Origin of the sequence: Clostridium sp. AUH-JLR23 (genome assembly GCF_964238065.1) — a bacterium.
Taxonomy (GTDB): Bacteria; Bacillota_I; Bacilli_A; order Erysipelotrichales; family Coprobacillaceae; genus Allocoprobacillus; species Allocoprobacillus merdigallinarum.
In genome coordinates, this window is the sequence record NZ_CAXSKY010000013.1 from 45,123 (window position 1) to 70,251 (window position 25,129).

The 25,129-nt window shown below is 31.7% G+C and carries 24 protein-coding genes, 1 tRNA gene and 1 pseudogene; 22 read left to right on the forward strand and 4 right to left on the reverse strand.

Features of this window, described 5'->3' with window-relative positions; genetic code table 11:
• Window position 1 precedes the first annotated feature (1 nt).
• From argH to ACESR5_RS07870, 10 genes are all read left to right on the forward strand, one after another.
• A complete protein-coding gene (gene argH, locus ACESR5_RS07825) occupies window positions 2–1,387 on the forward strand; it encodes an argininosuccinate lyase (RefSeq protein WP_373154984.1) in 1,386 nt (461 codons plus the stop codon).
• A complete protein-coding gene (argC, locus tag ACESR5_RS07830) occupies window positions 1,380–2,414 on the forward strand; it encodes an N-acetyl-gamma-glutamyl-phosphate reductase (RefSeq protein ID WP_087297746.1) in 1,035 nt (344 codons plus the stop codon). The genes argH and argC overlap by 8 nt, the downstream gene beginning before the upstream one ends.
• An 11-nt stretch (window positions 2,415–2,425) precedes the next feature.
• A complete protein-coding gene (gene argJ / locus ACESR5_RS07835; protein ID WP_373154986.1) occupies window positions 2,426–3,643 on the forward strand; it encodes a bifunctional glutamate N-acetyltransferase/amino-acid acetyltransferase ArgJ in 1,218 nt (405 codons plus the stop codon).
• A gap of 12 nt (window positions 3,644–3,655) precedes the next feature.
• A complete protein-coding gene (argB, locus tag ACESR5_RS07840; protein WP_087243690.1) occupies window positions 3,656–4,516 on the forward strand; it encodes an acetylglutamate kinase in 861 nt (286 codons plus the stop codon).
• A 9-nt stretch (window positions 4,517–4,525) separates the two neighbouring features.
• The gene (argF, locus tag ACESR5_RS07845; RefSeq protein ID WP_373154988.1) at window positions 4,526–5,518 is read left to right on the forward strand and encodes an ornithine carbamoyltransferase; all 993 of its coding nucleotides are present in this window, start codon (window positions 4,526–4,528) and stop codon (window positions 5,516–5,518) included.
• Between the two features lie 102 nt (window positions 5,519–5,620).
• On the forward strand, window positions 5,621–6,166 hold the full coding sequence (locus tag ACESR5_RS07850; protein WP_373154990.1) for a hypothetical protein: 546 nt from the start codon (window positions 5,621–5,623) through the stop codon (window positions 6,164–6,166).
• Window positions 6,167–6,311: 145 nt separating this feature from the next.
• Entirely contained in the window at window positions 6,312–6,989 is a 678-nt protein-coding gene (locus ACESR5_RS07855; protein ID WP_224762493.1) for a response regulator transcription factor, read from the forward strand.
• On the forward strand, window positions 6,986–7,972 hold the full coding sequence (locus ACESR5_RS07860; protein WP_373154992.1) for a sensor histidine kinase: 987 nt from the start codon (window positions 6,986–6,988) through the stop codon (window positions 7,970–7,972). The genes ACESR5_RS07855 and ACESR5_RS07860 overlap by 4 nt, the downstream gene beginning before the upstream one ends.
• Before the next feature lie 100 nt (window positions 7,973–8,072).
• Window positions 8,073–8,834 (forward strand): ABC transporter ATP-binding protein, encoded by a 762-nt coding sequence (locus ACESR5_RS07865; protein ID WP_087243694.1) that lies wholly within the window; start codon window positions 8,073–8,075, stop codon window positions 8,832–8,834.
• Window positions 8,831–10,732, forward strand: a complete 1,902-nt coding sequence (locus ACESR5_RS07870) for an FtsX-like permease family protein (RefSeq protein WP_373154994.1) — start codon at window positions 8,831–8,833, stop codon at window positions 10,730–10,732. The genes ACESR5_RS07865 and ACESR5_RS07870 overlap by 4 nt, the downstream gene beginning before the upstream one ends.
• Window positions 10,733–10,736: 4 nt before the next feature.
• On the opposite strand, the pseudogene ACESR5_RS07875 reads toward ACESR5_RS07870, so the two are convergent.
• Window positions 10,737–11,105: pseudogene (locus ACESR5_RS07875) on the reverse strand (GNAT family N-acetyltransferase); the annotation flags it as partial.
• A gap of 278 nt (window positions 11,106–11,383) precedes the next feature.
• Between ACESR5_RS07875 and ACESR5_RS07880 the strand changes: the two are divergent.
• The 12 genes from ACESR5_RS07880 (at window position 11,384) to ACESR5_RS07935 (ending at window position 21,419) form a co-directional block, all read left to right on the forward strand.
• The gene (locus ACESR5_RS07880) at window positions 11,384–12,502 is read left to right on the forward strand and encodes an aldo/keto reductase (protein ID WP_087243697.1); all 1,119 of its coding nucleotides are present in this window, start codon (window positions 11,384–11,386) and stop codon (window positions 12,500–12,502) included.
• A gap of 64 nt (window positions 12,503–12,566) precedes the next feature.
• Window positions 12,567–13,865 carry an N-acetylmuramoyl-L-alanine amidase gene (locus ACESR5_RS07885; protein WP_373154995.1) on the forward strand — a complete coding sequence of 433 codons (1,299 nt, stop codon included), beginning with the start codon at window positions 12,567–12,569 and terminating at the stop codon, window positions 13,863–13,865.
• A gap of 9 nt (window positions 13,866–13,874) precedes the next feature.
• Entirely contained in the window at window positions 13,875–14,243 is a 369-nt protein-coding gene (locus tag ACESR5_RS07890; RefSeq protein ID WP_373154996.1) for a PH domain-containing protein, read from the forward strand.
• Complete coding sequence (locus ACESR5_RS07895; protein WP_373155005.1) at window positions 14,198–14,314, forward strand: PH domain-containing protein; 117 nt, start codon at window positions 14,198–14,200, stop codon at window positions 14,312–14,314. Before ACESR5_RS07890 ends, ACESR5_RS07895 begins: the two co-directional genes overlap by 46 nt.
• A 128-nt stretch (window positions 14,315–14,442) precedes the next feature.
• Complete coding sequence (locus ACESR5_RS07900) at window positions 14,443–15,855, forward strand: amidophosphoribosyltransferase (RefSeq protein ID WP_087297756.1); 1,413 nt, start codon at window positions 14,443–14,445, stop codon at window positions 15,853–15,855.
• Window positions 15,856–16,094: 239 nt separating this feature from the next.
• Window positions 16,095–16,376: a hypothetical protein gene (locus tag ACESR5_RS07905; protein ID WP_373154998.1), complete on the forward strand. Its 282-nt coding sequence runs from the start codon at window positions 16,095–16,097 to the stop codon at window positions 16,374–16,376.
• 61 nt (window positions 16,377–16,437) lie between these two features.
• The gene (locus ACESR5_RS07910) at window positions 16,438–17,274 is read left to right on the forward strand and encodes an ATP-binding protein (protein WP_087243701.1); all 837 of its coding nucleotides are present in this window, start codon (window positions 16,438–16,440) and stop codon (window positions 17,272–17,274) included.
• 1 nt (window position 17,275) lies between these two features.
• Window positions 17,276–17,968: a ThiF family adenylyltransferase gene (locus tag ACESR5_RS07915; protein WP_087304596.1), complete on the forward strand. Its 693-nt coding sequence runs from the start codon at window positions 17,276–17,278 to the stop codon at window positions 17,966–17,968.
• Window positions 17,969–18,025: 57 nt separating this feature from the next.
• Window positions 18,026–18,436, forward strand: coding sequence for a hypothetical protein (locus ACESR5_RS07920; RefSeq protein WP_087243703.1), 411 nt, complete (start codon window positions 18,026–18,028; stop codon window positions 18,434–18,436).
• A gap of 100 nt (window positions 18,437–18,536) precedes the next feature.
• Window positions 18,537–20,534, forward strand: a complete 1,998-nt coding sequence (locus ACESR5_RS07925; RefSeq protein WP_373154999.1) for a penicillin-binding transpeptidase domain-containing protein — start codon at window positions 18,537–18,539, stop codon at window positions 20,532–20,534.
• 295 nt (window positions 20,535–20,829) lie between these two features.
• Window positions 20,830–21,144, forward strand: coding sequence for a hypothetical protein (locus ACESR5_RS07930; RefSeq protein WP_373155000.1), 315 nt, complete (start codon window positions 20,830–20,832; stop codon window positions 21,142–21,144).
• A complete protein-coding gene (locus ACESR5_RS07935) occupies window positions 21,141–21,419 on the forward strand; it encodes a hypothetical protein (protein ID WP_087297761.1) in 279 nt (92 codons plus the stop codon). Before ACESR5_RS07930 ends, ACESR5_RS07935 begins: the two co-directional genes overlap by 4 nt.
• Before the next feature lie 22 nt (window positions 21,420–21,441).
• Here ACESR5_RS07935 and ACESR5_RS07940 read toward each other — a convergent pair whose 3' ends face one another.
• From ACESR5_RS07940 to ACESR5_RS07950, 3 genes are all read right to left on the reverse strand, one after another.
• Window positions 21,442–23,298 (reverse strand): VWA domain-containing protein, encoded by a 1,857-nt coding sequence (locus ACESR5_RS07940; protein WP_373155002.1) that lies wholly within the window; start codon window positions 23,296–23,298, stop codon window positions 21,442–21,444.
• An 11-nt stretch (window positions 23,299–23,309) separates the two neighbouring features.
• Complete coding sequence (locus ACESR5_RS07945; RefSeq protein WP_373155003.1) at window positions 23,310–24,947, reverse strand: AAA family ATPase; 1,638 nt, start codon at window positions 24,945–24,947, stop codon at window positions 23,310–23,312.
• A 106-nt stretch (window positions 24,948–25,053) separates the two neighbouring features.
• Window positions 25,054–25,129, reverse strand: a tRNA-Glu gene (locus tag ACESR5_RS07950).

The window sequence follows — 25,129 nt, forward strand, 5'->3', positions numbered from 1 at the left end:
TATGGCGTTATGGGCAGGGAGATTTAAAAAAGAAATCAATGCTAATGTGAATGCTTTTAATTCATCCATATCATTTGATGCAAGAATGTATAAACATGATATTATGGGAAGTCAGGCACATGCTAAAATGCTCGCAAAACAAGGCATTATTTCTAGGCAGAATTTAACTGAAATATTAAAAGGATTGGATGACATATTATGTGAATTAGAAAATGGCGATTTGTTATTTGATCCTCATGCTGAAGACATTCATATGTTTATTGAAGCAGAACTCACAAAGCGATATCCAGAAAGTGGTAAAAAACTTCATACTGCCAGATCACGCAATGATCAGGTGGCTTTAGATTTAAGGTTATATACACGTGATGAAATCAAAGATATTCAGAGTATGTTGATAGAATTGATGCAAGTGCTTATCAATCAGGCTAAAGGGCATACACATACCATTATGTGTGGCTATACACATTTGCAACGTGCTCAACCCATAACATTTGCCCATCATTTAATGGCTTATGTTGAAATGTTTTATCGTGATTATACAAGATTGGATGACTGCATGAAACGACTCAATGTTTCACCATTAGGTAGTGGGGCATTAGCGACGACAACATATCCTATTGATCGTCATTTTGTAGCACAGGAACTTCGTATGAATGATATTATGTATAACTCATTAGATGGTGTCAGTGATCGTGATTATGCAATTGAACTAGCCAATGATTTGGCTATGATTATGATGCATTTATCACGTTTAAGTGAAGAAATCATTTTATGGTGTTCATGGGAATTCAAATATATTGAACTGGATGATGCTTATGCGACAGGATCAAGCATCATGCCACAAAAGAAAAATCCAGATATTGCTGAACTGGTCAGAGGAAAAAGTGCCAGAGTCATCAATGATGTTTCTACATTACTGACAATGATGAAAGGTTTACCGCTTGCTTATAATAAGGACATGCAGGAAGATAAGGAAACTTTATTTGATGCGATTGATCAGGTGAAATTATGTTTACCAGTCTTTAGTGATATGATCAACACAATGAAAGTGAATAAACAACGTATGCAAGAATGTGCAGCTAAAGGATTTATTAATGCAACGGATTGTGCAGATTATCTTGTGAAAAAAGGAAAAGCTTTTAGAGATGCTTACAAAACAACAGGAGAGCTTGTTGCTTATTGCATTGATCATGATGAAGTTCTTGAAACTCTTCCACTTGATATCTATAAATCTTTTGATGAAGTTTTTGAAAAAGATGTTTATCAGGCTATATCACTTTTAACCTGTGTTGAAAATAGACTTGTTGATGGAGGTCCTGCTCCTCAAACATGCCAAAAAGCAATCAAAAGAATGGAAAAACAATTGGAGGCGTTGAATCATGGTTAAAGTAGGAATTATCGGTGCCAGTGGATATGCTGGGGCAGAGTTATATCGTTTGTTGTTGAATCATCCACATGTTGAAATTGTGGCAATCAGCTCTCAAAGTTATGAAGGAAAGATGATTTCACATTTATATCCATCATTTTATGGAGTCTTTGATATGACATTCACGAATGATCAGGAAGTCATTGAAAAAGCTGATATGATTTTTGCATCATTGCCTCATGGTCTCAGTGAAAAATATGCTAAACAATGTGATGAACAAGGAAAGAAGTTTATAGATTTAGGTGCAGATTTTCGTTTGGATCAAGAAAAAGATTATCAACAATGGTATCAACATGATTATCAATATCCACAATTACATGAAAAACAGGTTTATGGTTTAAGTGAAGTCAATCGTGAACAGATTAAACAGGCATCAATTATCGGAAATCCAGGATGTTATCCAACATCCATTACTTTAGGGTTATATCCATTATTAAAAAATCATATGCATAAAGATGAAAAGATTATCATTGATTCTAAATCTGGAACAACAGGAGCTGGAAAGTCTTTAACAGAAGATACCCATTTTCCTAAATGTAATGAATCATTTCATCCATATAAAATAGCAAGTCATCGTCATACACCTGAAATTGAACAGGAATTATCAAAGATGGCTCATCAGGCTGTTCATGTCATGTTTACACCACATCTATTACCTGTTAATCGTGGGATTATTTCAACAATATATGTTCCATTAAAAGATAATGTTGATTTTGATGATGTTTATGATATCTATCAAAAGACTTATCAGGATGAGTATTTTGTAAGAGTTTTGCCAAAAGGACAAGTGGCTGATTTAAAATTTGTTCAATACTCTAACTTCTGTGATATATCTTTACATTATGATGAGAGATATCATCAGCTGATTGTTGTTTCAACAATAGATAATATGGTGAAAGGGGCAGCTGGACAAGCTATCCAAAATATGAATTTGATGTATGGTTTTGATGAAAAAGAAGGATTAATGATGGTACCAGCATCATTTTAAGGGGGAAAAATATGTTCAAAGATATAGATGGAGGTGTGTGTGCACCTATTGGTTTTCAGGCGGCAGGAATACACTGTGGTATTAGAAAAAATAAAAATAAAAAAGATTTAGCTTTAATTGTCAGTGATGTTATGAGTCATTGTGCCAGCACATATACTCAAAATAAGGTGAAAGGAGCACCTATTTATGTCACACAACAACACTTACAAAATCATGAAGCACAGGCTATTATCTGTAATAGTGGCAATGCCAATACATGTAATCCTAATGGCATTGAAATAGCAGATCAAATTTGTCAATTATGTGGAAATGAACTTCATATTGATGCAAATGACATTGTTGTGGCTTCAACAGGAGTCATTGGCCAGCCTTTAAGTCTGACACCTTTTCAAAATCATATGTCAGATTTAATCAATGCTTTATCAACGAAGGGAAGTCAGGATGCCTGTGAAGGTATTATGACAACAGATACTGTGAAAAAAGAATATGCGGTTGAATTTGAACTTAATGGCAAGACTTGTCATATTGGAGCAATCGCAAAGGGAAGCGGGATGATTCATCCCAATATGGCAACAATGTTAGCTTTTGTGACAAGTGATGTTGCTATTTCTAAAGACATGTTAAATGAGGTTATTCATGAAGTTGTTGATGATACATTTAATATGGTGAGTGTTGATGGGGATACTTCTACTAATGATATGTTGACATTAATGTGTAATGGTCTAGCTCAAAATAATGAAATTACACAAAAGGATGAAAACTATCAGTGCTTTAAAAAAGCATTGATGTATATTTGTACATGTTTATCTCAAGCGATTGCGAAAGATGGTGAAGGAGCAACAAAACTTTTAACTTGTAACGTTTTACATGCAAAGACAAAAAAGGATGCAAAGATTGTTGCTAAATCTGTTATTACAAGTTCACTTTTGAAAGCTGCTATGTTTGGTGAAGATGCAAATTGGGGACGTATCTTATGTGCTATTGGTTATAGTGATGCTGATTATGATATTCAAAAAATTGATGTTGATTTTAAAAGTAAAAAGGGGAAAATTTGTGTTTGTCAAAATGGTGGTGGATATCCTTTTAGTGAGGAAGAAGCTGCTCAGATCTTAAGTGAAGATGAGATAGAAATAATCATAGATTTACATGATGGAGATGATCAGGCAACTGCCTGGGGATGTGATTTAACTTATGACTATGTCAAAATTAACGGCGATTATCGCACATAAAGGGGAATAATTATGAATCAAAACGCAGTGATTAAAGCAGAAATTTTATCTCAGGCATTACCATATATTCAAAAATATCATGATAAAGTTGTTGTGATTAAATATGGTGGCAATGCCATGATTAATGAAGAATTAAAGATGAATGTGATTCAGGATGTCGTGTTATTATCAGAAATTGGGATTAAAGTCATTCTGGTACATGGTGGTGGACCAGAAATTAATCAGACATTAAAGAAGATGAATATTGAATCTCAGTTTATTCATGGTTTAAGATATACGGATGATGAAACAATGAATGTTGTGCAAATGGTTTTAGCTGGTAAAACAAATAAAGATCTTGTAAAATTAATTATGCAAAAAGGTGGTAATGCAGTAGGAATCAGTGGTATTGATAATCAGCTGATAGTTGCGAAAAAACATGAATCTCAAGATGATTTGGGATATGTAGGGGATATTGTCAAAATTAATGCTCATATCATTATAGATTTATTAGATAAAGGCTATATTCCAGTTGTTTCAAGTGTGGGGACTGATGAAACAGGACAGACTTATAATATTAATGCTGATACTGCAGCTGCTGAAATTGCAGCCCAAATCCAAGCAGAGAATATGATTTTGGTGAGTGATATACCAGGATTATTAATGGATAAAGATGATGAATCAACATTGATTCCTTTGGTTCATGTCTATGAAGTGAAAGGATTAACAGATAAAGGGATTATTAGTGGTGGTATGATTCCTAAAGTAGAATGTTGTGTGAGGGCCATTCGCGAAAATGTGAAAAAAGCAGTGATTATTGATGGTCGTATTCCTCATTCTATTTTAATTGAAATGTTATCTAAAGATGGTATTGGAACAATGTTTACAAGATAGGAGGATTATATGGTCAATTTAAAAAATAGAAGCTTTTTAACATTAAAAGATTATTCTAAAGAAGAAATTCGTTATTTATTAGATATGGCACATCGTTTAAAAAAAGCAAAGAAAAATGGAAGAGTTGGAACAGCATTAAAAGGAAAAAATGTAGTCTTATTATTTGAAAAAACATCAACACGTACACGTTGTGCCTTTGAAGTTGCCACTTTAGATGAAGGTGGACATGTGACTTTTTTAAGCAATTCACAAATGGGGAAAAAAGAATCTTTAGAAGACACAGCGAAAGTTTTAGGAAGAATGTATGATGGTATAGAATTTAGAGGATTTGAACAAAAGACTGTTGAAGATTTAGCCAAATACTCAGGTGTCCCTGTATGGAATGGATTAACGGATGTTGATCATCCAACTCAGACATTGGCTGATTTTATGACTATTGAAGAACATTTAAATAAACCATTAGAAGAAGTCAAATTTGTTTTTACAGGAGATATTAGAAATAATGTTTGTTATGGGCTGATGTATGGTGCAATGAAAATGGGAATGCATTTTGTATGTTTAGGACCCAAAGATTTACAAATTGATCCTGAAGTTTTAGCGTATTGTCAACAGGAAGCACAAAAATCAGGTGGAAAAATTGAGGTTTTAGATAATGTTGATGAAGCGGTGAAAGATGCTGATGTCATTTATACAGATATTTGGGTTAGCATGGGAGAAGATGAAGCTTTATATGAACCAAGAGTCAAAATGTTATCACCTTATAAAGTGACAACAGAAATGATGAAAAAAACGGGAAAAGAGTCTACACTTTTTATGCATTGTTTACCATCATTTCATGACTTTGAAACAGAAGTCGCTAAGGCTAAGCATGAACAGGGAATTGATATTAGAGAAGTTGAAGATGAAGTTTTCAGATCATCACAATCTGTTGTTTTTGATGAAGCTGAAAATAGAATGCATACAATTAAAGCTGTCATGGTAGCCACAATTGGTAATTATTAGAAAAAGAAACTGTTCATTTCTAAACTGATTAACAGTTTTTTCATATATTATCCACATCAAAGACTTATAATCATAGTGTATAAAAGATGGGAGAATAAAAAAATGAAAAAATTATTGTTAGTATTACTTGTTGTTTGTTTAAGTGGGTGTACACAAACAATTCAAAATGATCAGTTAAAAAATAGTCAATCCATAAAACAAGATGACAAACAAAAAGTTGTAGAAGCTGAAAAAAAGCAGCTTATGGATGGGATAAAACAGACAATGCCTGAAGAGATATATCAGGAGTTAACAAATAAAAAAGTGGTTTATGAAATAGATGATATTATCACAATTGGCAATGATCAAAATAACCCTACTTTACGCTTGGATTTTGCTTATCAGGATGGTCAATTGGTTCAATTTGTTAATAAGGAATATGGTTTTTTAGATACATTACCAACACGTATGACAAGTGAACAACAAGCCAAAGAAACAGCAAAGACTTTTGCGAAAGTTTTCTTGAATCAAGATGTCAAGTTACAAAAAACAACAGCTTTAAGTGGCTATGACACTGACCAATATATAACATTTAAAGATGAGAATCATCACACATATCTTGTGGCATTAAATATTAATGTTTTATTGAAATATAATGAAAATTCATGATAAAGGAAACTTATTATATTTTCAATATTGATAGCCAAGAAGATATATGAATAGACTTAGCATAATGTTACATTTTTGTAATGTTGTGCTTTTTTCTTTTCGTGAAGATTTGAAAAATATATAATATTTTTAAGAGGTGATGGAAATGGAAAAAATGCACATCATGATTGTAGAAGATGATGAAACACTTGCTAGAGAAATAAAAGATTTTTTGATGAGATGGGGATATTATGCTGTTATCGCAACACATTTTGAAAATATTGTTGAAGATTTTTATAATTATAAACCTCATCTTATTTTAATGGATATTAATTTACCATATTATGATGGTTTTTACTGGTGTACACAAATTAGAAATACATCACAAGTTCCTTTAATTTTTATAAGCAGTCGTAATGATGATCATGATAAAATCAGAGCCATTCTTCAAGGTGGGGATGATTATGTCGATAAGCCATTTCATTTGGAATTGTTGAAGGCTAAGATTGAAGCTATTTTAAGAAGAACATATCAATATAAAGTTAAAGATCAAATGAGAATCAATGCCGATATTTATTATGATAAAACAAAGGGCAGCTTGTTTTATCATGAACATGAGATTCATCTGACAAAATCAGAAAGTCAGATAGTTTGTCTTTTATTAGAATCTCAAGGAGCCATAGTCACAAGACAGGCATTAATGGAAGCGTTGTGGAATACTGATGAATTTATTTCAGATAATTCTTTAACAGTGCTTATTTCCAGATTGCGTACAAAATTAAAAGATGAATGTCATCAGGATATTATTTGTACAAAGAAAGGACAGGGATATTATATATCATGATTTATTTACGAAAATATAGTCGCTATATCCTTGTCATAACCTTGATTATATTGGCGTATAATCTCTATTTTATTTATCTTGTTCCTGGAGCTAATACACAATATCTGATTTATTTTGATGTTGTTGTAGGGGTATGTCTTCTTTCTTTCATTTTTTTAGACTTTATGCATGAAAAAAAACGTTTAGATAAGAAAAAGGATTATTTAAAATCAACAGAAGTCATTTGTTTTGAGTTTGATCATTTTGATAATATTGATATTGCTTATCACGATGTTCATGTTCTTCAAAAGCAGCTAGATGAAATATATCAAGTCAATAATGATTTACAGGATTATATGACGAAATGGTGCCATGAAATTAAAATTCCATTATCAGCTAGTTTATTGATCAATCAGAAAAATACAGATTATCAACAAAAACAAAATATGCAGGAACAGTTAGAAAAAATGAACCAGTATCTGAATCAAATCATGGTAGTGAGTCGTATTCAAAGTCAGATTCATGATATATACATTAAACCTGTTTCATTAAAAGACAGTGTTTATCAATCCATCAAGAATAATCAATTCTTTTTGATTAATAAGCATTTTGAAATGGATGTAAATGTAGAGAATTTACAGATATATAGTGATAAAACATGGCTCATCTATGTCTTGGATCAGATTATCAACAATGCCATTAAATATGCCAAAGAGTCACCTCAATTAAAAATCTGGAGTGAACATCATGAAGAGCAGATAGATTTATATATTGAAGACAATGGAGAAGGTATTCAATCACAAGATTTGCCTAGAATTTTTGAAAAAGGATTTACTGGTCAAAATCATCATAATGGACAATATAAATCTACTGGAATGGGATTATATATGGTGGAAAAAGTCATTTCTCAATTAGGACATTCTATTGAAGTAGATAGTGCTTTTCAAGAGTTTACCCGTGTTCATATAACATTTCAGGATCAAAGAGATTATTTTTATCGCTAACCTTTCAGTCAATGTAAGATATAAATAGATATTGTTATCAAGATGTAAGGATTTCTCATCAATGATATCTTAAAATGGAAAGTGTTAGGAGGAATGATTTATGGATAAGAAAAAAGTTGTTGAAATCAAAGGATTAGTCAAAAACTATGGAACAAGAGGTTTTCAAACAAGAGTCTTAAAAGGTATTGATTTAACCATTTATGAAAATGATTTTATTGCGATTATGGGACCGAGTGGAAGTGGAAAGACAACGTTGTTGAATATTTTATCAACGATTGATAAACCGACACAAGGAACAGTTCTATTGGATGGTAAAGATGTTACAAAGTTAAAAAATAAAGAATTATCTCAGATACGAAGAGATAAGATTGGTTTTATTTTTCAAGATTATAATTTGTTGGATACAATGACTTTACAAGATAATATTTCCTTGCCATTATCATTAAATGGTGTTTCTTCTCAGGAATGTATATCAAAATGCCAGGCTTTAGCACAGGTTTTTGGATTAAAGGAGCATTTAAAGAAATATCCTTACCAATTATCAGGCGGACAAAAACAAAGAGGAGCCACTTGTCGTGCATTAATCAGTGAACCTGAAATCATATTTGCAGATGAACCAACGGGCGCTCTCGATTCAAAATCAAGTCGTGATTTACTGGAACGTCTTAAAATGGTCAATGATGAAGGAAAAGCCACTATCTTAATGGTGACACATGATGCTTTAAGTGCTTCGTATGCTAAAGATGTCTATATTTTAAGTGATGGTATGATGAAATGTCGTTTAACGCGAGGAGATTCTCGTAAAGAATTTTATGATCGTATCATTGATATGCAAGTGTCTATGGGAAGTGATTTTTCATGAGCTTAGCCAAATTATCCATCATGAACTTCAAAGCAAGTTTTAAAAACTATGTTTCACTGATTATATCATTAGCTTTTACAGTTCTTATTATTTTTAATTTCTTTAATCTTATGGATTCTTCTATTATGGAATCATTAGGAAAAATAAATAGTCAAAATATAAAGATTGTCATTCAATGTGTGATTGTTGTTTTAAGCTGTTTTATGTTTTTCTTTATCTGGTATGCTACAAACGTTTTTTTAACCAAACGTAAAAAAGAAATTGGTGTCTATGTTTTTATGGGACTCACAAATCAGAGAATTGGAAAACTTTATATGTTGGAAACAATGCTGATTGGTCTTGTTGCTTTGGCTATGGGAATCGGTTTTGGCATTTTAATATCTCAGTTGTTTACAATGACTTTAGTAACGATTTCTGATATCGAAGTCAATCTTTCTTTTGAAATTTCATTGTCAGCCATTTTATGGAGCAGTTTGATTTACTTTATTGTTTATATGATTTTTGTTTTCAAAGGATATATCAATTTAGTAAGAAGCAGTGTTTTAGATATGGTCAGTGCTAATCGTCAAAATGAATATGTGAAACAAAATAAAGTGATTCTCTTTTTAAAAGCCATACTTGGAATTATCATTCTGGTTTTAGGATATTATTATGCGATTAAAGAAGGTGGCATGGAAACAATGGCTAATGCCTTATTAGCAGTTATTTTGGTCATCATTGGTGTCTATTTGCTCTTTGGTGGTTTCATTCCATTGATTTATCAGACATTGGCTTCCAATAAAAGATTTCTATACAAGAAACAAAGAACTTTATGGATCAATCAGATTATCTTTCGTATGAAGAAAAATTATCGTACTTATGCGATTGTGACAGTATTAATGATATGTGCCCTCACAGCATTAGCTACAGGTGTAGCTATGCATGAACGTTGTCAGATGATACATGATTTTGAAAATGTCTATACGTATCAGATTTTTTCTCAACAGGCTAATCTCCAAAATGAATTTATGCAAGTGATAGAAGAACATAATGATGTGCAGTATAGTTCCTATATTGAAATGTTGCAGATTGAAGGAAGTTATGCCAGTACAACACATCAAAAGAATACATTTGCTTTGATTCCTTATTCTCAACTCAAAAAATTAGCCCAGGATTCTCATCAGGCATTTGAACTTAAACAGCCACAAAATGATGAAGTGATTGATTTAGCTCATCAATATATCCTTTCATTAATTACAACGGATGAATTAGAAGATGTACAGATACAAAATCAAGTCTATGATACAATTCAAAGAACAACAGTACCATATTTAGGGTATTTACAGGAACAGGTTTCTTTCTATTGTGTCAGTGATGAAGAATATGGAAGATTGAAATCTGCAGGAGCATCTTTATATGTCTATAATTATAAAATTGAAAATACCAAAATGTTAAATGCATCTGTTGATGATATTCAACAACATCAGGATTGTGTAGGTCTCATTAAAATTGATCCTCAAAATGATTCTAATCAATGGATTCAAATGCTTTATCCTGTTTGTATCTTTATGTTTATGGTCTTTATTTTTGCGAGTGGAAGTATCATTTTTATGAAACTTTATAATGATGCTTTTGAAGAAAAAGAACGTTATCGTGTTCTAAGAAAAATAGGGATTAGTACAAAAACATTAAAAGCAGGTGTGCAAAAAGAATTGTTATTGACATATATTGTCCCATTTTTACTTATGAGTCTTTCTTCTTATTTTTCAGTGCATGCATTGGCAAATATGATGCAGACAGATCTGTTATCAGTCAATATATTAAGTGTAGGTGTCATTGCTATATTCTTTGTTGTATGTTATGGCTTATCAGTTGTTATATACTGTCAAAATGCAGGTATTTATGAAAAAGGATTCTAGTATCTCATCTAGAATCTTTTTTTTCAAAATATAAAACCATATCATACCAAGTTTCATTCGCAAGTGTTGATTGAGATAGACCAAGATTCATAAATCCAAACTTTTCATAATAATGAATGAGTTCCTCTTTACAAGTTAAAATACAACCTTTGCGATTTTGTTTTCTTGCATCCTCAATCAGCTGATACATCAGCTTTGAAGCATAATCATGATTTTGGTGCTTTAATGATGTATTGACACCTAAAATAGCTTGCCACTTTCCATTTTCATTATGAATACGAGGATCATGAAACATAACATCCTGAATGCGAGAATGATCAGTCACAGGACCGTTGATAAAAGCAAGGATTTCTTTTTGCTCTTCCATAATCCAAAAGTGTTGAGGATATGTTTCTCATCTGTGTTTGTATTCAATTTCTGATATTCTTTCTTCAGGCGGATAACACTCATTACATATTTGCACAAGCATAGATAAATCTTCTAGACGAGCAAGACGTATCATCATAAAGTTTCTCCTCATATTTAATAGATTGATATTGATTATAAAGTGTTAACTTTATTTTGAAAATATATATGGCATATAAAAAAATAAAATCTAAAGCTATATGTTTTGATAAAAAAGTAGTATGATAATCATAGAGGTGAAATAGGATGGAAAAAAGGAAGTTTGAAAAATTAGGGATTGAATCATCGTTACTAGGTTTTGGATGCATGCGTTTTCCTTTAGATGAAAATGGGAATATTGAAGAAAAAGAAGCTGAACAGATGTTAGACATGGCGATTGCAAATGGAGTCACTTATATTGATACAGCATATCCATATCATAATGGAGATAGTGAACCATTTGTTGGGAAAGTCTTGAAAAAATATGATAGACATCAATATACATTAGCGACAAAATTGCCAATCTGGAATGTCAATAGTCAACAGGAAGCCAGAGAAATCTTTGAATCACAACTACAAAGATTAGATGTGGAATATGTGGATTTTTATTTGTTGCACGCTTTAGATGAAAAGAAATGGGAAAAAGTATTAGAATATCATATTATTGAATTATGTGAACAATTAAGACAGGAAGGAAAAATTAAATATTTAGGATTTAGTTTCCATGATGAATATCCTGTTTTTGAAAAAATATTAAAAGCTCATGATTGGGATTTTTGTCAGTTACAGTTAAATTATATGGATATGAATATTCAAGCTGGACAAAAGGGTGTTGATTTAGCCAACCAATTAGGAGTACCTATTGTTGTTATGGAGCCTATTAAGGGTGGAAGTTTGGCTACTTTACCACAAGATGTGACACAAATGTTTAAGGATTATGATGCAAACAGAACTTTAGCATCTTGGGCATTAAGATATGTAGGAACTTTGCCTGGTGTAAAAGTCATCTTAAGTGGGATGTCAACATTATCACAGGTTGAAGATAATTTAAAAACTTTTGAAGATTATCAGAATTTAAATGATGAAGAAATGAATATCGTTCAAAAAGTTGCAGATACATTACATGCTCGTACAAGAAATGGATGTACAGGTTGTGGATACTGTATGCCTTGTCCTTTTGGTGTTGATATACCTGCTAACTTTAGATATTGGAATAATTGTTTTGTTTATGATGATGAAAAATTATTTAAAGGAAAATATGAGAAAATGGAAGATCAGGCTAAGGCCAGTCATTGTCAGCAATGTGGAGCATGTGAAAGAATGTGTCCACAACAATTACCAATTCGAGAGGATTTAAAACGTGTTGTACAAGATTTTGAGAGATAATCCATCTCTCTTTTTTTTATATCGGAAAGATGATAAAATGAATATACTGAAGGGAGAAGGTATTATGACGAAAAAGAAATGGATCATATTGATTTTATCCATTGTGATTGTCGTTGCAGGAGGAATTGGTGGATATATCTGGTATCAAAATGATCAAAAACAAAAAATATTAGATTCTATTCAACTGACTTTTACAGATCAGACAGTTATAGAATATGGGACTAACTGTCAGGCAGAGGAATTGGTTGCTAAACAAAGTGGACAATTATCAGCTCCTCAAATAGATACAATGACAATAGGAAAGCAGACTTTAGAATATAAAGTTTCTAAAGGTGAATTAAGTAAAACATTTTCACATGAAATAGAAGTGAAGGATACACAGTTGCCAGAAATTAAATTGACAAAAGAGTCTGTAACACTTGATTATGGTGATCAATTTGATATGAAAAAATATATTGAATCGGTGAGGGATAAAGTAGATGGCGATTTAACATATGTCAGCCAAGATAAAGTTAAAGATGATCAAAATAACTACTATACATATGAAAGTAATGTCAATACAAAGGAGGCTGGAACATATAAAGTTGTTTTGAAAGCAGTCGATAAAAATCAAAACAAAGCTGAAAAAACATTGAAAGTGACAGTAAAAGAGGAAGTTAAAGAAGAAGTAATAAAACCTCAAAGTTCATCATCAACAACCTCATCTTCTTCATCTTCATCAAAACAATATGTCGCTTCACCCAATAATAAAGTGATTGTGATTGATCCGGGACATCAGGGACAGGGGAACAGCTCTTTAGAACCTATTGGTCCAGGAGCATCAACAAAGAAAGCAAAAGTTGCTGGTGGAGCAACAGGAACATCAACAGGTATTCCTGAATCACAGACAACATTGGAAATTGGTCTCAAATTAAGAAATGAATTACAAAGTAGAGGCTATACTGTCATTATGACAAGAACAAGTCAAGGTGTTAATATTTCTAATAAAGAGCGTGCTATGATTGGTAACAACAATAATGCTGCAGCAGTTATCCATTTACATTGTGATGGAGCTGGATCAAGTGCTAGAGGAGCACATACGATTGCACCTGCAAGTGATAATCCTTATTGTTCATCTATTTATAGTGCTTCATCAAGACTAGCTCAAAATGTGATTAGCTCTTATTGTGCCAAGACAGGAATTAAAAGTCGTGGAGTATCTTATCGTAATGATTTGTCTGGATTAAATTGGAGTGAAGTCCCAGCTATTTATATTGAAATGGGATTTATTACGAATCCAACAGAAGATCAACTTTTAAATGATGATGCTTTTCAAACAAAATGTGCACAGGGTATTGCTGATGGAATAGATGCTTATTTTTAAGGAGGGTATATGAAACGTTATCGTTCAAAGATAGGTATAATGTGGATGATAGCTATCGCTGTTATTGTTTGGTGCAATTATATGTTACTAAAGCCAGTCACATGGCGATTAGATGATTGGGGTATGTGGTTAACATTAATCATTTTCATTCCTATTGATGTTTTATTTGTGATATGTACTTTTTGGACATATTATGAGTTTCATGATGATTATTTGGAAGTGAGATGTGGTTATTTCTTTCATGAAGATATTCCATACTATGATATCCGTTCTTTTAAAGAAACGCATAATCCACTGAGTTCCTGTGTTTATCACTTGATCGTCTTGATATCATATATAAAGCGCAAAAGGGGAGAAATGGAAATAGTGAAGTCTTGATTTCACCAGTTAAAAAGCAGGAGTTTATTCAAGAATTAGAAAAACGTAGTCGAATCTTTTTATCAAAATAGTCATGAAAAAAATGACTATTTTTTAGTTGCGATAAAAAAGTCGTAAAATAATAAAAAGTTTGTAGACTTTTTTTATGAAATTGATTAGAATAGGTGTGTAAATTATAGACAAAGGAGATAGGAACAGTATGAGTGGTTTTTTTGGGGTAGCGTCACAAAATGATTGTGTCATGGATTTGTTTTTTGGAGTAGATTATCATTCACATTTAGGAACAAGAAGAGGTGGTATGGCCGTTTATGGAAAGGATGGTTTTCAACGTTCTATCCATAATATAGAAAATTCACCTTTTAGAACAAAGTTTGAAAAAGATGTTGAAGAATTTGCTGGAAATATTGGAATTGGATGTATTTCTGATAGTGAGGCACAGCCATTGTTGGTGAATTCGCATTTAGGATCATTTGCGATTACAACAGTTGGAAGAATTAATAATTTAGATGAATTAAGAACATTGTGCTTTGAACAGGGGAAGACACATTTCTTGGAAATGAGCGGGGGAGAAATCAATCCAACAGAAATGGTGGCTGCATTAATTAATCAAAAAGAGTCAATTGTGGAAGGAATTCAACATGCTCAAAAATTAGTCAAAGGATCAATGAGTATATTGGTAATGACGAATGAAGGGATTTATTGTGCCAGAGATAAATTAGGAAGAACACCTGTGATTATTGGAAGAAAAGATGATGCTTATTGTGTCACTTTTGAAAGTTCTGCTTTCTTAAATCTTGGTTATCATCATTATAAAGATTTAGGATCAGGAGAAATTGGTTTTATTTATCCTCATGGATTTACACAAAAAGTTAAACCAAACGATCAAATGAAAATTTGTTCATTCTTATGGGTTTATTATGGATATCCAACTTCAACATATGAAGGTGTGAATGTTGAAAAGATGCGCTATGATTGTGGAAGTATGTTAGCGAAACGTGATCAAGGAACAGTTGAGCCTGATAGTGTCGCTGGAGTTCCTGATTCAGGATTGGCACATGCGATTGGTTACGCTAATGAATCTGGTATCCCATTTGCAAGACCATTTATTAAATATACACCAACTTGGCCACGTTCATTCATGCCACAAAGTCAAGGTCAAAGAAATTTAATCGCAAAAATGAAACTCATTCCTGTAAAAGAATTAATTAAAAATAAGAGTTTATTATTAATTGATGACTCTATTGTCAGAGGAACACAATTAAGAGAAACAACAGAGTTTTTATATCAATCTGGGGCTAAAGAAGTTCATGTGAGACCAGCCTGTCCACCTATCTTATATGGATGTAAATACTTGAATTTCTCACGTTCTAATTCAGAATTAGATTTAATTACACGTCGTGTGATTAAAGATTTAGAACAAGGTGATGTCACTGATGAAATATTAGCTGAATATGCAAATCCTGATAGTGAAAAATATCAACAAATGTTAGATGAAATCTGTAAGAGATTAAAATTCACATCTTTAAGATATCATCGTTTAGATGATTTGATTGAATCTATTGGTATTGAACCTTGTAAGTTATGTACTTATTGTTGGGATGGAAAAGAATAAAAGTGATTAGAGCGTATGCTTTAATCATTTTTATTTGATTATTTTCAAAATATAATATATAAAGAATAAAGAGGTGAAACAATGATTACATTTGAGAATATAACACAAACAAAATCAGTTTATACACATTTTTTACCCATTTTATTAATTCCTCTGATAACGCCCTATTTAAAAAAAGGCTAACATTCCATTTAAAACACTTGGATTAGAAGATTGAACTGTTGATCATCAATTGACTGGTGAAATTCAACCAATATATAAAAAAGAATGTAGAAGACGCAAGAGAAAAATATAGAGATGCAGGATATCAAAATGTAAGATGCATAGGTGCGATTATAACGCGTATATCTCCTGATGATTTTTATGCTATGACACTTCAATTCTTTGGTGATACAATGGACTTGGATTTTGCTAGTGAACAACGTTTGGCTAAGGAAAAATCTGATGCACTTTATGAATCTTCTTATAAAGATTGGATTCCAGAAGGAACGTTACCAGTTTGTGACAATAAAAATAAATAAAAATTGTCAAATGATAAGATGTTTGATATAGTTTGGATGTGTGAAATTAAAGGAGAAATACATGGATAGAACAAAACAGATTGAACAAAGTATTATAAAGAAATATCGAAAACCAATATGGAGAAAATTTGTGAAGGCTATTCAGACATATGATCTTATTCAACCAGGTGATAATATTGCAGTATGCATTTCTGGGGGAAAAGATTCTATGTTAATGGCTAAGTTACTACAGGAAATTAAACGTCATGGACAGTTTGATTTTGGATTGGTTTTCTTATCAATGGATCCAGGATATAATGAGAAAAATCGTAAAAAAATTGAAGAGAACGCAAAAATTATGGGAATACCTGTTCAGTTTTTTGAATCAGATATTTTCAAGGTTGTCACAAATATTGAGAAATCTCCTTGCTATTTATGTGCAAGAATGCGACGTGGTTTTTTATATGCGAAAGCCAAAGAATTAGGATGCAATAAAATCGCATTAGGACATCATTTTGATGATGTCATTGAAACAATTCTTATGGGAATGTTTTATGGTTCACAAATACAAACGATGATGCCTAAACTACATAGTACAAACTTTGAAGGAATGGAATTAATTAGACCGATGTATTTAATAGAAGAAAAAGATATTATCAATTGGTGTAAATATAATGATTTATCTTTTATTCAATGTGCCTGTCGTTTTACTGAAGAAATGGAAGAATTAGGAGAAGTGCATCATACTTCTAAACGAGAAGAAATGAAAAACTTATTAAAATATTTAGAAACAATGAATCCTAATGTGAAAAAGAATGTTTTTAAAAGTGTAGAAAATGTGAATTTGGCAACCATTATTTCATATAGCGATGAATCAGGAAGACATCATTTTTTAGATGATTATGACAAAGGAGAATAAAATGTTTTCAAGATTTGAATTATTAGTAGGAGAAGATAATATCCAAAAGTTAAATCAGGCTCATGTCATTGTATTTGGTGTTGGTGGTGTTGGTGGATATGTTGTTGAAGCACTGGTGAGAAGTGGTATTGGACATATCACGATTGTGGATAATGATGTTATTTCTTTGTCGAATTTAAATCGTCAAATTATCGCAACACAGGAAACCATTGGTCAAAAGAAAGTTGATGTGATGAAAAAAAGAATATTATCAATTCATCCTGAGTGTGACGTGACAACATTGGATATGTTTTATTTACCTGAAACAGCTAATCAAATTGATTTATCACAATATGATTATGTGGTTGATGCCATAGATACAATCACTTCTAAAATAGAATTAGCTGTTCGTTGTGACCAAAAGATACCTTTGATCAGTTCAATGGGAACAGGAAATAAAATGAATCCAGCATTATTACAAGTTAGTGATATTTATAAAACATCTGTTTGTCCACTTGCTAAGGTGATGCGTAGAGAATTGAAGAAACGTCGTGTCAAACACTTAAAAGTTGTTTATTCTCAAGAATTACCAATGAAACCTTTTGCATCAGATGAAATAACCCATAAAAGAACTATTCCAGGAAGTACAGCTTTTGTACCCTCTAGTGCGGGACTTTTAATTGCCAGTGAAGTTGTTAAAGATTTGTTGAAATAAACAAATCTTTTTTCACATTTATGGATTATTGACATATGTTAAATTGAGGTGTAAAACATGCGTGAACAACTTCAATCTTATATTTATACAGAAAAATTTTTAGCTCAACTTTATCGTCGAGCAGCAGCTTTAGCTTCATCACAGGAAGAAAAAAATGCATTATTGGCTTTTGCTCAAAATGCTGAAACAAATGCCAATTACTTGAATTATTTTTATAAGTTAGAATATGGTGTTAACTTTGATCCAATGGTCCCAGAGATTAATTTACAGGGAGGATACAGGGCAGTATTAAATGAAATATTGAAACTTGAAATCAGTTCTTATCTTGAATATCGTAAACTCACATATAATCAAAGTAACAATGAGTTTAGAGAAACAGTGAGAGCTATTTCTGATACAAAGCTTGGACATATTTTAACAGTTTTAGCAATTATTACGAATTTGAATACTCCACAGACCAATGGCTAACAGTTTTGTTAGTCATTTTTGTATTCTTTGAGAAATATCGACTAAATATTTTCTTTATTTTTGGAAAGTGATATACTAAGCTTACAAAGGAGGAGAAGATATGGGAGTCGTATATACGAATCGTAATCGAAAGAAATATATTGCTATTGGAGGTCTTGTAGCGATTGTTGTGATTGTGGCAGTAGTGTTATTCTTTTTATTATCAGGGAATAATAATGAATCCACATTAAAGAACTTTTATGCACAAATATCTGAAAAGAAATATGAAGATATGTACAATAGTCTAAGTAGCGAATCACAGAAATCTTATGATCAGCAAACATTTGTGGAAAGAAATCAGAATATTTATGAAGGTATTGAAGCAAGTGATTTTCAAATTGAAGTTACAGATGAAACTGATAATGAATTAACATATAATGTGAAAATGAATACAATTGCTGGAGAAGTTACTTTTGAAAATAAAACAACGATTGAAGATGGAAAAATTGTGTGGGATGATTCATTTATTTTTCCAGATTTAACACAAAATGATAGAGTGAGAGTTTCAGAAGATGAAGCAATCAGAGGACAAATTTTAGATCGTAATGGAAAAATGTTGGCAGGACAAGGAGAAGCTTATTCTGTTGGTTTAGTAAGAGGTAAACTGAATGGTGAAAATGATTACGACCAACTGGCTGAGTTGTTAGGTTTAACAAAAGAAAGCATTCAAAAAACAATGAGTGCATCATGGATTCAAGATGATTCTTTTGTTCCATTAACAACAATTCCATCAACAGATACACAGTTAGAAAACCAATTACTACAAATTCCAGGAGTACAGCTCAATACAGTTGAAGTTCGTACTTATCCATATGGTGAAGTGACATCACATTTAACTGGATATATGCAACAGGTGACTGCTGAAGATTTAGAAAAACATCAAGGTGAAGGTTATACAGAAACATCAATGATTGGAAGAAGCGGTATTGAAGCAGCATATGAAAAACAGTTAAAAGGAACAAATGGGGCAACAATTTCTATTGTTGATGAAAATGGAAGTACAAAGAGTACAGTTGCTACGCAGGAAAAACAGGATGGACAGGATATCACATTAACGATTGATATTGATTTACAAAGAGATTTATATAATGCATTTGATGAAGATCAAAGTGCATCAGTTGCGATGAATCCGACAAATGGTGAAGTTTTGGCTTTAGTCAGCACACCATCTTTTGACAGCAATGATTTTATTTATGGTTTTTCAACGGAAGAATGGGATGATTTAAACAATGATGAAGATCAACCATTAACAAATCGTTTTAGAGCGACTTGGGTGCCTGGTTCAACAATGAAGGCTATAACAGCAGCCATTGGATTGGAAACTGATTCTTTAGATGCATCTAAAGATTTTGGAGCTGAAATGAAATGGCAAAAAGATTTTAGTTGGGGAGATTATTTTGTCACAACTTTACATGCACCAAATCCAAATAATTTAAGAAATGCTTTAATTTATTCTGATAATGTTTATTTTGCGAAAGCAGCATTAGAAATTGGAAAAGATAATCTTGAAAAAGGATATAAATCTTTAATGATTGGAGAAGATATTCCTTTTGAATTGGCTCTTACAAAATCACAATATACAAGTGATTCATTTGATGATGAAATACTGATTGCAGATAGTGGATATGGACAAGGCCAGATTCTTATGAATCCAGTTCAAATGACATCTATTTATAGTTCTTTTATGAATGATGGTAAAATGATGACACCACATGTTGTGAAATCAACAGAAACATCAGTTTGGGCAGAACCATTTTCTAAAGAAACAACGGATGAAATCAAATCTGATTTGATTCAAGTTGTTGAAGACAATAATGGAACAGCACATGCTTTAAATAACAGTCAATATCAGTTAGCTGCAAAAACAGGAACAGGAGAGATTAAGGATTCACAAGATGATACAACAGGAACAGAGCTTGGATGGTTATCTGTTGCTTCTACTGATTCATCAAAACCAATTGTCATTACAACAATGGTAGAAGATGTCAAAGGTCGTGGTGGAAGTAATTATGTTGTTAATGGTGTTAAACAGCCACTGATGTCATATTTACAAAAATAACGGAGTGATGACTCCGTTTTTTAAATACTTTTTTTTGAAAATATAAAATAGCTTTACTATAAAAATGAATATGTTATACTGGTAGTGAGAAGAGATATTATTTTAAATATTTAAATTATTTTCATATCAAATAATATATTATAAAGATAAGGTAGGTGAAAAAGGTATGAAAAGAATAGGAATATTTGTATTGAGTGCAGTTTTAGCTTTTGCTATGAGTGGATGTCAAGTCAATGACAATCAGGTTGATATGGTAGAGGTGACAGAAAAATGAGTCAGTTATTCACAAGAAGTCATGCAAAAGGCAGAAGAAGATCCCAGTGATATTGCATCACAAGAACAAATCTATCAGGATATGGAAGCTGAATTTCAAGATGTCATGGAAGAAGATACACTTAAAGATGTCCAAATAAAAATTGTGACATTTATCATGAATGAGTTATCATCGTATTCATTACCTGTCACAATTCAATCTGTTTCTATTGAAGAAGGTGATAGTCAAGTTTTGACAGTTAAATTCAAAGATAAAAACCAAAAACAGGGAGAAGTTATTTTAAGAATGCAGGAAAATAATGGAAAGGTTTCTTATGTAGGAGTTTATGGAAAATGAATAGGAAAATAGATCAATTATTTATAAAGATACAATGGTTTATTATTTTGATAGCAGGTATATTTTTATTGCTTCATGGAGCGCATCAGAATTTAGTCATTATCATATGGATATTTTCCATATTATGCAATGCTTTTTGGGCAAGAGGAAGTCGTATTGCAAATGTAGAATATACTTATTTTCGTTTATTTCGTCGCTATCCAACAATTTGGTTAGCCATCAGAATGCTGTTGGTTGTGATGATGTCATTATTCGTTATTGGATATGCAATATAAAAACATCTCAAATGAGATGTTTTTATATTGCAATTTCTTTTAATTTATTAATGAGCATATCAGGTAAAGTTTGTATATCTTCTATAAATAAACTGTTAGGATATGTTTTTGTAATTAATCGGGCAGTTTGAATACCAATTCCAATGACATCTATATTCTTATCTTTTTTATAAAGATGTGTTAATTCATGAATATGTTCAACACCATGAGTATCACCATCAGATAATACAAAAACAAAACCTTTTCTTTGTCTTTTATATTCAGCAAGTTTTTTTAATACATATTCTAAAGCTATATCCTCATGTGTTCCACCAGATGTATGCATTGCAAAGATACGATCTAACATATATCTTTTTTGACAGTCTTGAAAAGATATAATTTCAGTGAGTTGTACTTTGGTTTGTCCTAAAGCTTTATGAGATGAGATGCAAAAGGGGATTTTTAAAGTTTGTAATACTCTTGCCAGTTCAAAACAGCCTTTCATAGTATTGATTATTTTTTCTCCGCTCATTGATTCACTTGTATCGACAAGAATATAAACGCATAAATCTTTCTTTTGGCCTTGTTTATGTTCCTTAAAAACACGACCATCTAAAGTAGCACGGTAAAGATTTTGCTGATCTAAATGTCTACCATATTCTAATCTATGTTTTGTACGACTTTTAGAAGCATACATTCTTTCACGTTTAAACAGTCTTGCCAGTTTATTACTTCGGACTATACTTTCATGTTGACTTCTTAAAGCAATAATACCATATTGAGTTGGTGTTGTTCTTTCTAAAGGAGATAAAACAATAGATTGTTCAATAGTTGATTGATATGTTTGGGTTTGAAGCCTTTTTTCTAATTGTTTTCTTTGTTTTTCTTCACGTCTATGAATATCTTGTAAAATTTGATGATTATTTGTTTTTTCTGCTTCATTTTCTAGAGATTCAATACGTTGAAATTCTTCATCAGAAAGATTCATTTTGTACTTTGTTGGTGTTTCTTGCGGTTGAGTATCATTGGAAGTACTCTTTTGAAATTGAACAGCAATTTCACTGGACATTTGAGAAAAAAGACTGTTAGAGATGCCAGATATTTTAGAGCCGTTTTGAATAGTATCAATGATTTCTTTGACAGTTTCTTCCATAATAGGTGAACAGAGCTGTAAAATCATTTGAGCTATTTCTAAACGCTCGGTTGTATTATGGGTTTGTAAACGTCCCTTAATAGCAAGTTTTCTTATTTCAGTAAAATGCTGATGCAAATAACGTGGCAGATAAACGATACTATCATTTAATTTAAAGCGATAACCATAAGTACAGATAGCCATTATTTCCTTAATGATTTTATCCATAAGAAATGAGGTATCATGATGATTATGGTTTTCTTTCATAAAAGCCAGTATGATGGCTTGTCTGGCATACATTAAAGCATTCCATGTTTCGGGATATTCTATTCCCATAGCATTTTCAACAGCGCCTTCTTCAATGGCTTTTAAGACTAATGGAAGATTGGTTTGATAGACATAATGGAAAAGAATATCTTTCAAATCACGATATTTGATTTCTTTATTTAAATATGCTTTGGCACTTTGATTGGCCATATCTAAAGCTTCAGTGGCTTTTTGATAGACATGGGATAGCACTTGAAAATCAGTATATAACAAAGAAGCCAGTTCGTGTAATTCCAGACCTTCCATAAACATGGCATAACCTTGAGGATGAAAGTTTGCAAGATAACGATAAGGGGCTTGTTCGCCTAAAATAATGAGTGCTTTTTGATTTTGGATTTGTGAATAATGCTGATTGCTTGTATCTATTTGTAATTGAACAGGCATTCTGGCATAGAGAGCAGCATTTTTTTTAAGTTTTCTTTTTTCATCTTGTGATAACATATTTTATACCTTTATGCTTTCTGTTCAACAAATTCATGAACGATTAATGACATCACTGAAGAAGCAGCACCGTTTGTTGATAAAATTTGACGAACATCTTCCAGATTAAGAATTTCATCATCTTCCTCAGCTAATTCAGAAATAATAGTGACTAGACTGGCACGTAATACATCACCATCTAAGTCAACTGTTTTATTAGCCCAGTTTAATAAGGTTCTCAAGTCAATTCTTTGTATTGTTTCATTTCCTTCGTTTATAATAACATTATTGAAAGCATCGAGTAATGATGCCATTTGAGTTGCTGTTTTTAAGTCGATATCTGTTTCCTTGACAATGATTTGTGCCATTTTATCAATAGGTAATTGACTGATTTTTATTTTATTTTGAATACGTGATTTATGAGAAAGGTTCATTTCATTCGTTCCAGCATAACCAATATTCATACTTTCAGCAAATCTAAACAAAGGATGTGCATGAATAATTTCACCATTATCTAATATTTTTTGCTTTGTACCATCGAGAACATCATTTAATGAAGAAATAATATCACTATCAACCATATTAATTTCATCAAAAATAAACATTCCACCATATTTCATCATTAAACTTAAAGGACCATATTCAAAAACAGTTTCACCATTTCTTAAAACATATTTTCCAAATAATGTTGATTCATCAATAGAACGACTTCCTACCATTTTCAGTGATGGTAAACCTAATGCCCCAGCAACACAAAGTAATTTTGTTGTTTTACCTGTTCCTGAAGGACCATAGTATAAACAAGACCAAGTTTTTCCTCTTTGAAATGATTTGATTAAATCAAAATCATTTTGATCTAAAAAATGACGATTTTGCATATATAAACGTTCATTATCTTTGATAGATTCCTGTAAAAATAATGGAAGCTTTTGTTTTTCCTGATCACTATAAAGAGGATTGATATCTAAAATAGTATAAGAAGCTGTGGATAAAGACTCATAAATTTTTTCTTGAGACTGTAAATCAAGTAAGAGATTTTGAGGATCTTTTTGAAACAGAAAGGTTTCACATAATGATTGTGTGTTAAATGTAATATGTTGATGTTGCATAAATTCTTCAACAGAATCATAATGTAAAGATAAGAAACAGTCAGGTTGATTCATCATTTCTTTTACAAGTTCAATGAGCCTATTTGCTATATGTAAAACATATTTATATTCATTGGCATCCCATTGTTGACCATGCTCATGTTGTGACATATCAATATGACGCCAATTTTCATAAATATCAGCAAATTCTTCAATCTGATATTGATTATATAAGTAATTAATAGCTGTTAAAAGAAAACGATATAGACTATCGCTTTCTTCATTGATAGTTGCCATAATAAAACGATGCTCATGAAAAGAATATTCTAAATAAGCTTCTATTTTATTTTGATGAGTGATTTGAAATAAAAGAGAATGTTCATGGATAAAAACAAAAACAAAATCATGTTGATAGTGACTATGAACAATACCTTGTATAGCTTTAGCAGTATCATGTTGATAAGGATATGTTGTGTGAGGGATGAGCTCATCTGTGCTTTCAGTCCCATATAGAATCATGTCACTATGATATCCTGGTGAGATCGAATAGGGTTTAAATTGTTTAAGTGTATCAAGTATCATATATCTTACTCCTTTTCTGTTTCATATTATAACATGTATCAAACATATCACAAATTATGTGCTTATATAAATAAAAAAACGATCATAAGATCGTTTGTTTGAAAAATGGTGACCTGTACGGGATTCGAACCCGTGAATGCATGCGTGAAAGGCATGTGAGTTAACCGTTTCTCCAACAGGCC

Bases quoted from the DNA above. Each gene is read 5' to 3' on its own strand.
- ACESR5_RS07945 (WP_373155003.1), bottom strand. From the start codon at position 24,947: ATGATACTTGATACACTTAAACAATTTAAACCCTATTCGATCTCACCA.
- ACESR5_RS07860 (WP_373154992.1), top strand. From the start codon at position 6,986: ATGATTTATTTACGAAAATATAGTCGCTATATCCTTGTCATAACCTTG.
- ACESR5_RS07850 (WP_373154990.1), top strand. From the start codon at position 5,621: ATGAAAAAATTATTGTTAGTATTACTTGTTGTTTGTTTAAGTGGGTGT.
- argJ (WP_373154986.1), top strand. From the start codon at position 2,426: ATGTTCAAAGATATAGATGGAGGTGTGTGTGCACCTATTGGTTTTCAG.
- ACESR5_RS07910 (WP_087243701.1), top strand. From the start codon at position 16,438: ATGGATAGAACAAAACAGATTGAACAAAGTATTATAAAGAAATATCGA.
- argH (WP_373154984.1), top strand. From the start codon at position 2: ATGGCGTTATGGGCAGGGAGATTTAAAAAAGAAATCAATGCTAATGTG.
- ACESR5_RS07870 (WP_373154994.1), top strand. From the start codon at position 8,831: ATGAGCTTAGCCAAATTATCCATCATGAACTTCAAAGCAAGTTTTAAA.
- ACESR5_RS07935 (WP_087297761.1), top strand. From the start codon at position 21,141: ATGAATAGGAAAATAGATCAATTATTTATAAAGATACAATGGTTTATT.
- ACESR5_RS07880 (WP_087243697.1), top strand. From the start codon at position 11,384: ATGGAAAAAAGGAAGTTTGAAAAATTAGGGATTGAATCATCGTTACTA.
- argF (WP_373154988.1), top strand. From the start codon at position 4,526: ATGGTCAATTTAAAAAATAGAAGCTTTTTAACATTAAAAGATTATTCT.
- ACESR5_RS07865 (WP_087243694.1), top strand. From the start codon at position 8,073: ATGGATAAGAAAAAAGTTGTTGAAATCAAAGGATTAGTCAAAAACTAT.
- ACESR5_RS07930 (WP_373155000.1), top strand. From the start codon at position 20,830: ATGCAAAAGGCAGAAGAAGATCCCAGTGATATTGCATCACAAGAACAA.
- ACESR5_RS07885 (WP_373154995.1), top strand. From the start codon at position 12,567: ATGACGAAAAAGAAATGGATCATATTGATTTTATCCATTGTGATTGTC.
- ACESR5_RS07925 (WP_373154999.1), top strand. From the start codon at position 18,537: ATGGGAGTCGTATATACGAATCGTAATCGAAAGAAATATATTGCTATT.
- ACESR5_RS07855 (WP_224762493.1), top strand. From the start codon at position 6,312: ATGGAAAAAATGCACATCATGATTGTAGAAGATGATGAAACACTTGCT.
- ACESR5_RS07900 (WP_087297756.1), top strand. From the start codon at position 14,443: ATGAGTGGTTTTTTTGGGGTAGCGTCACAAAATGATTGTGTCATGGAT.
- ACESR5_RS07915 (WP_087304596.1), top strand. From the start codon at position 17,276: ATGTTTTCAAGATTTGAATTATTAGTAGGAGAAGATAATATCCAAAAG.
- ACESR5_RS07940 (WP_373155002.1), bottom strand. From the start codon at position 23,298: ATGTTATCACAAGATGAAAAAAGAAAACTTAAAAAAAATGCTGCTCTC.
- argB (WP_087243690.1), top strand. From the start codon at position 3,656: ATGAATCAAAACGCAGTGATTAAAGCAGAAATTTTATCTCAGGCATTA.
- ACESR5_RS07890 (WP_373154996.1), top strand. From the start codon at position 13,875: ATGAAACGTTATCGTTCAAAGATAGGTATAATGTGGATGATAGCTATC.
- argC (WP_087297746.1), top strand. From the start codon at position 1,380: ATGGTTAAAGTAGGAATTATCGGTGCCAGTGGATATGCTGGGGCAGAG.
- ACESR5_RS07920 (WP_087243703.1), top strand. From the start codon at position 18,026: ATGCGTGAACAACTTCAATCTTATATTTATACAGAAAAATTTTTAGCT.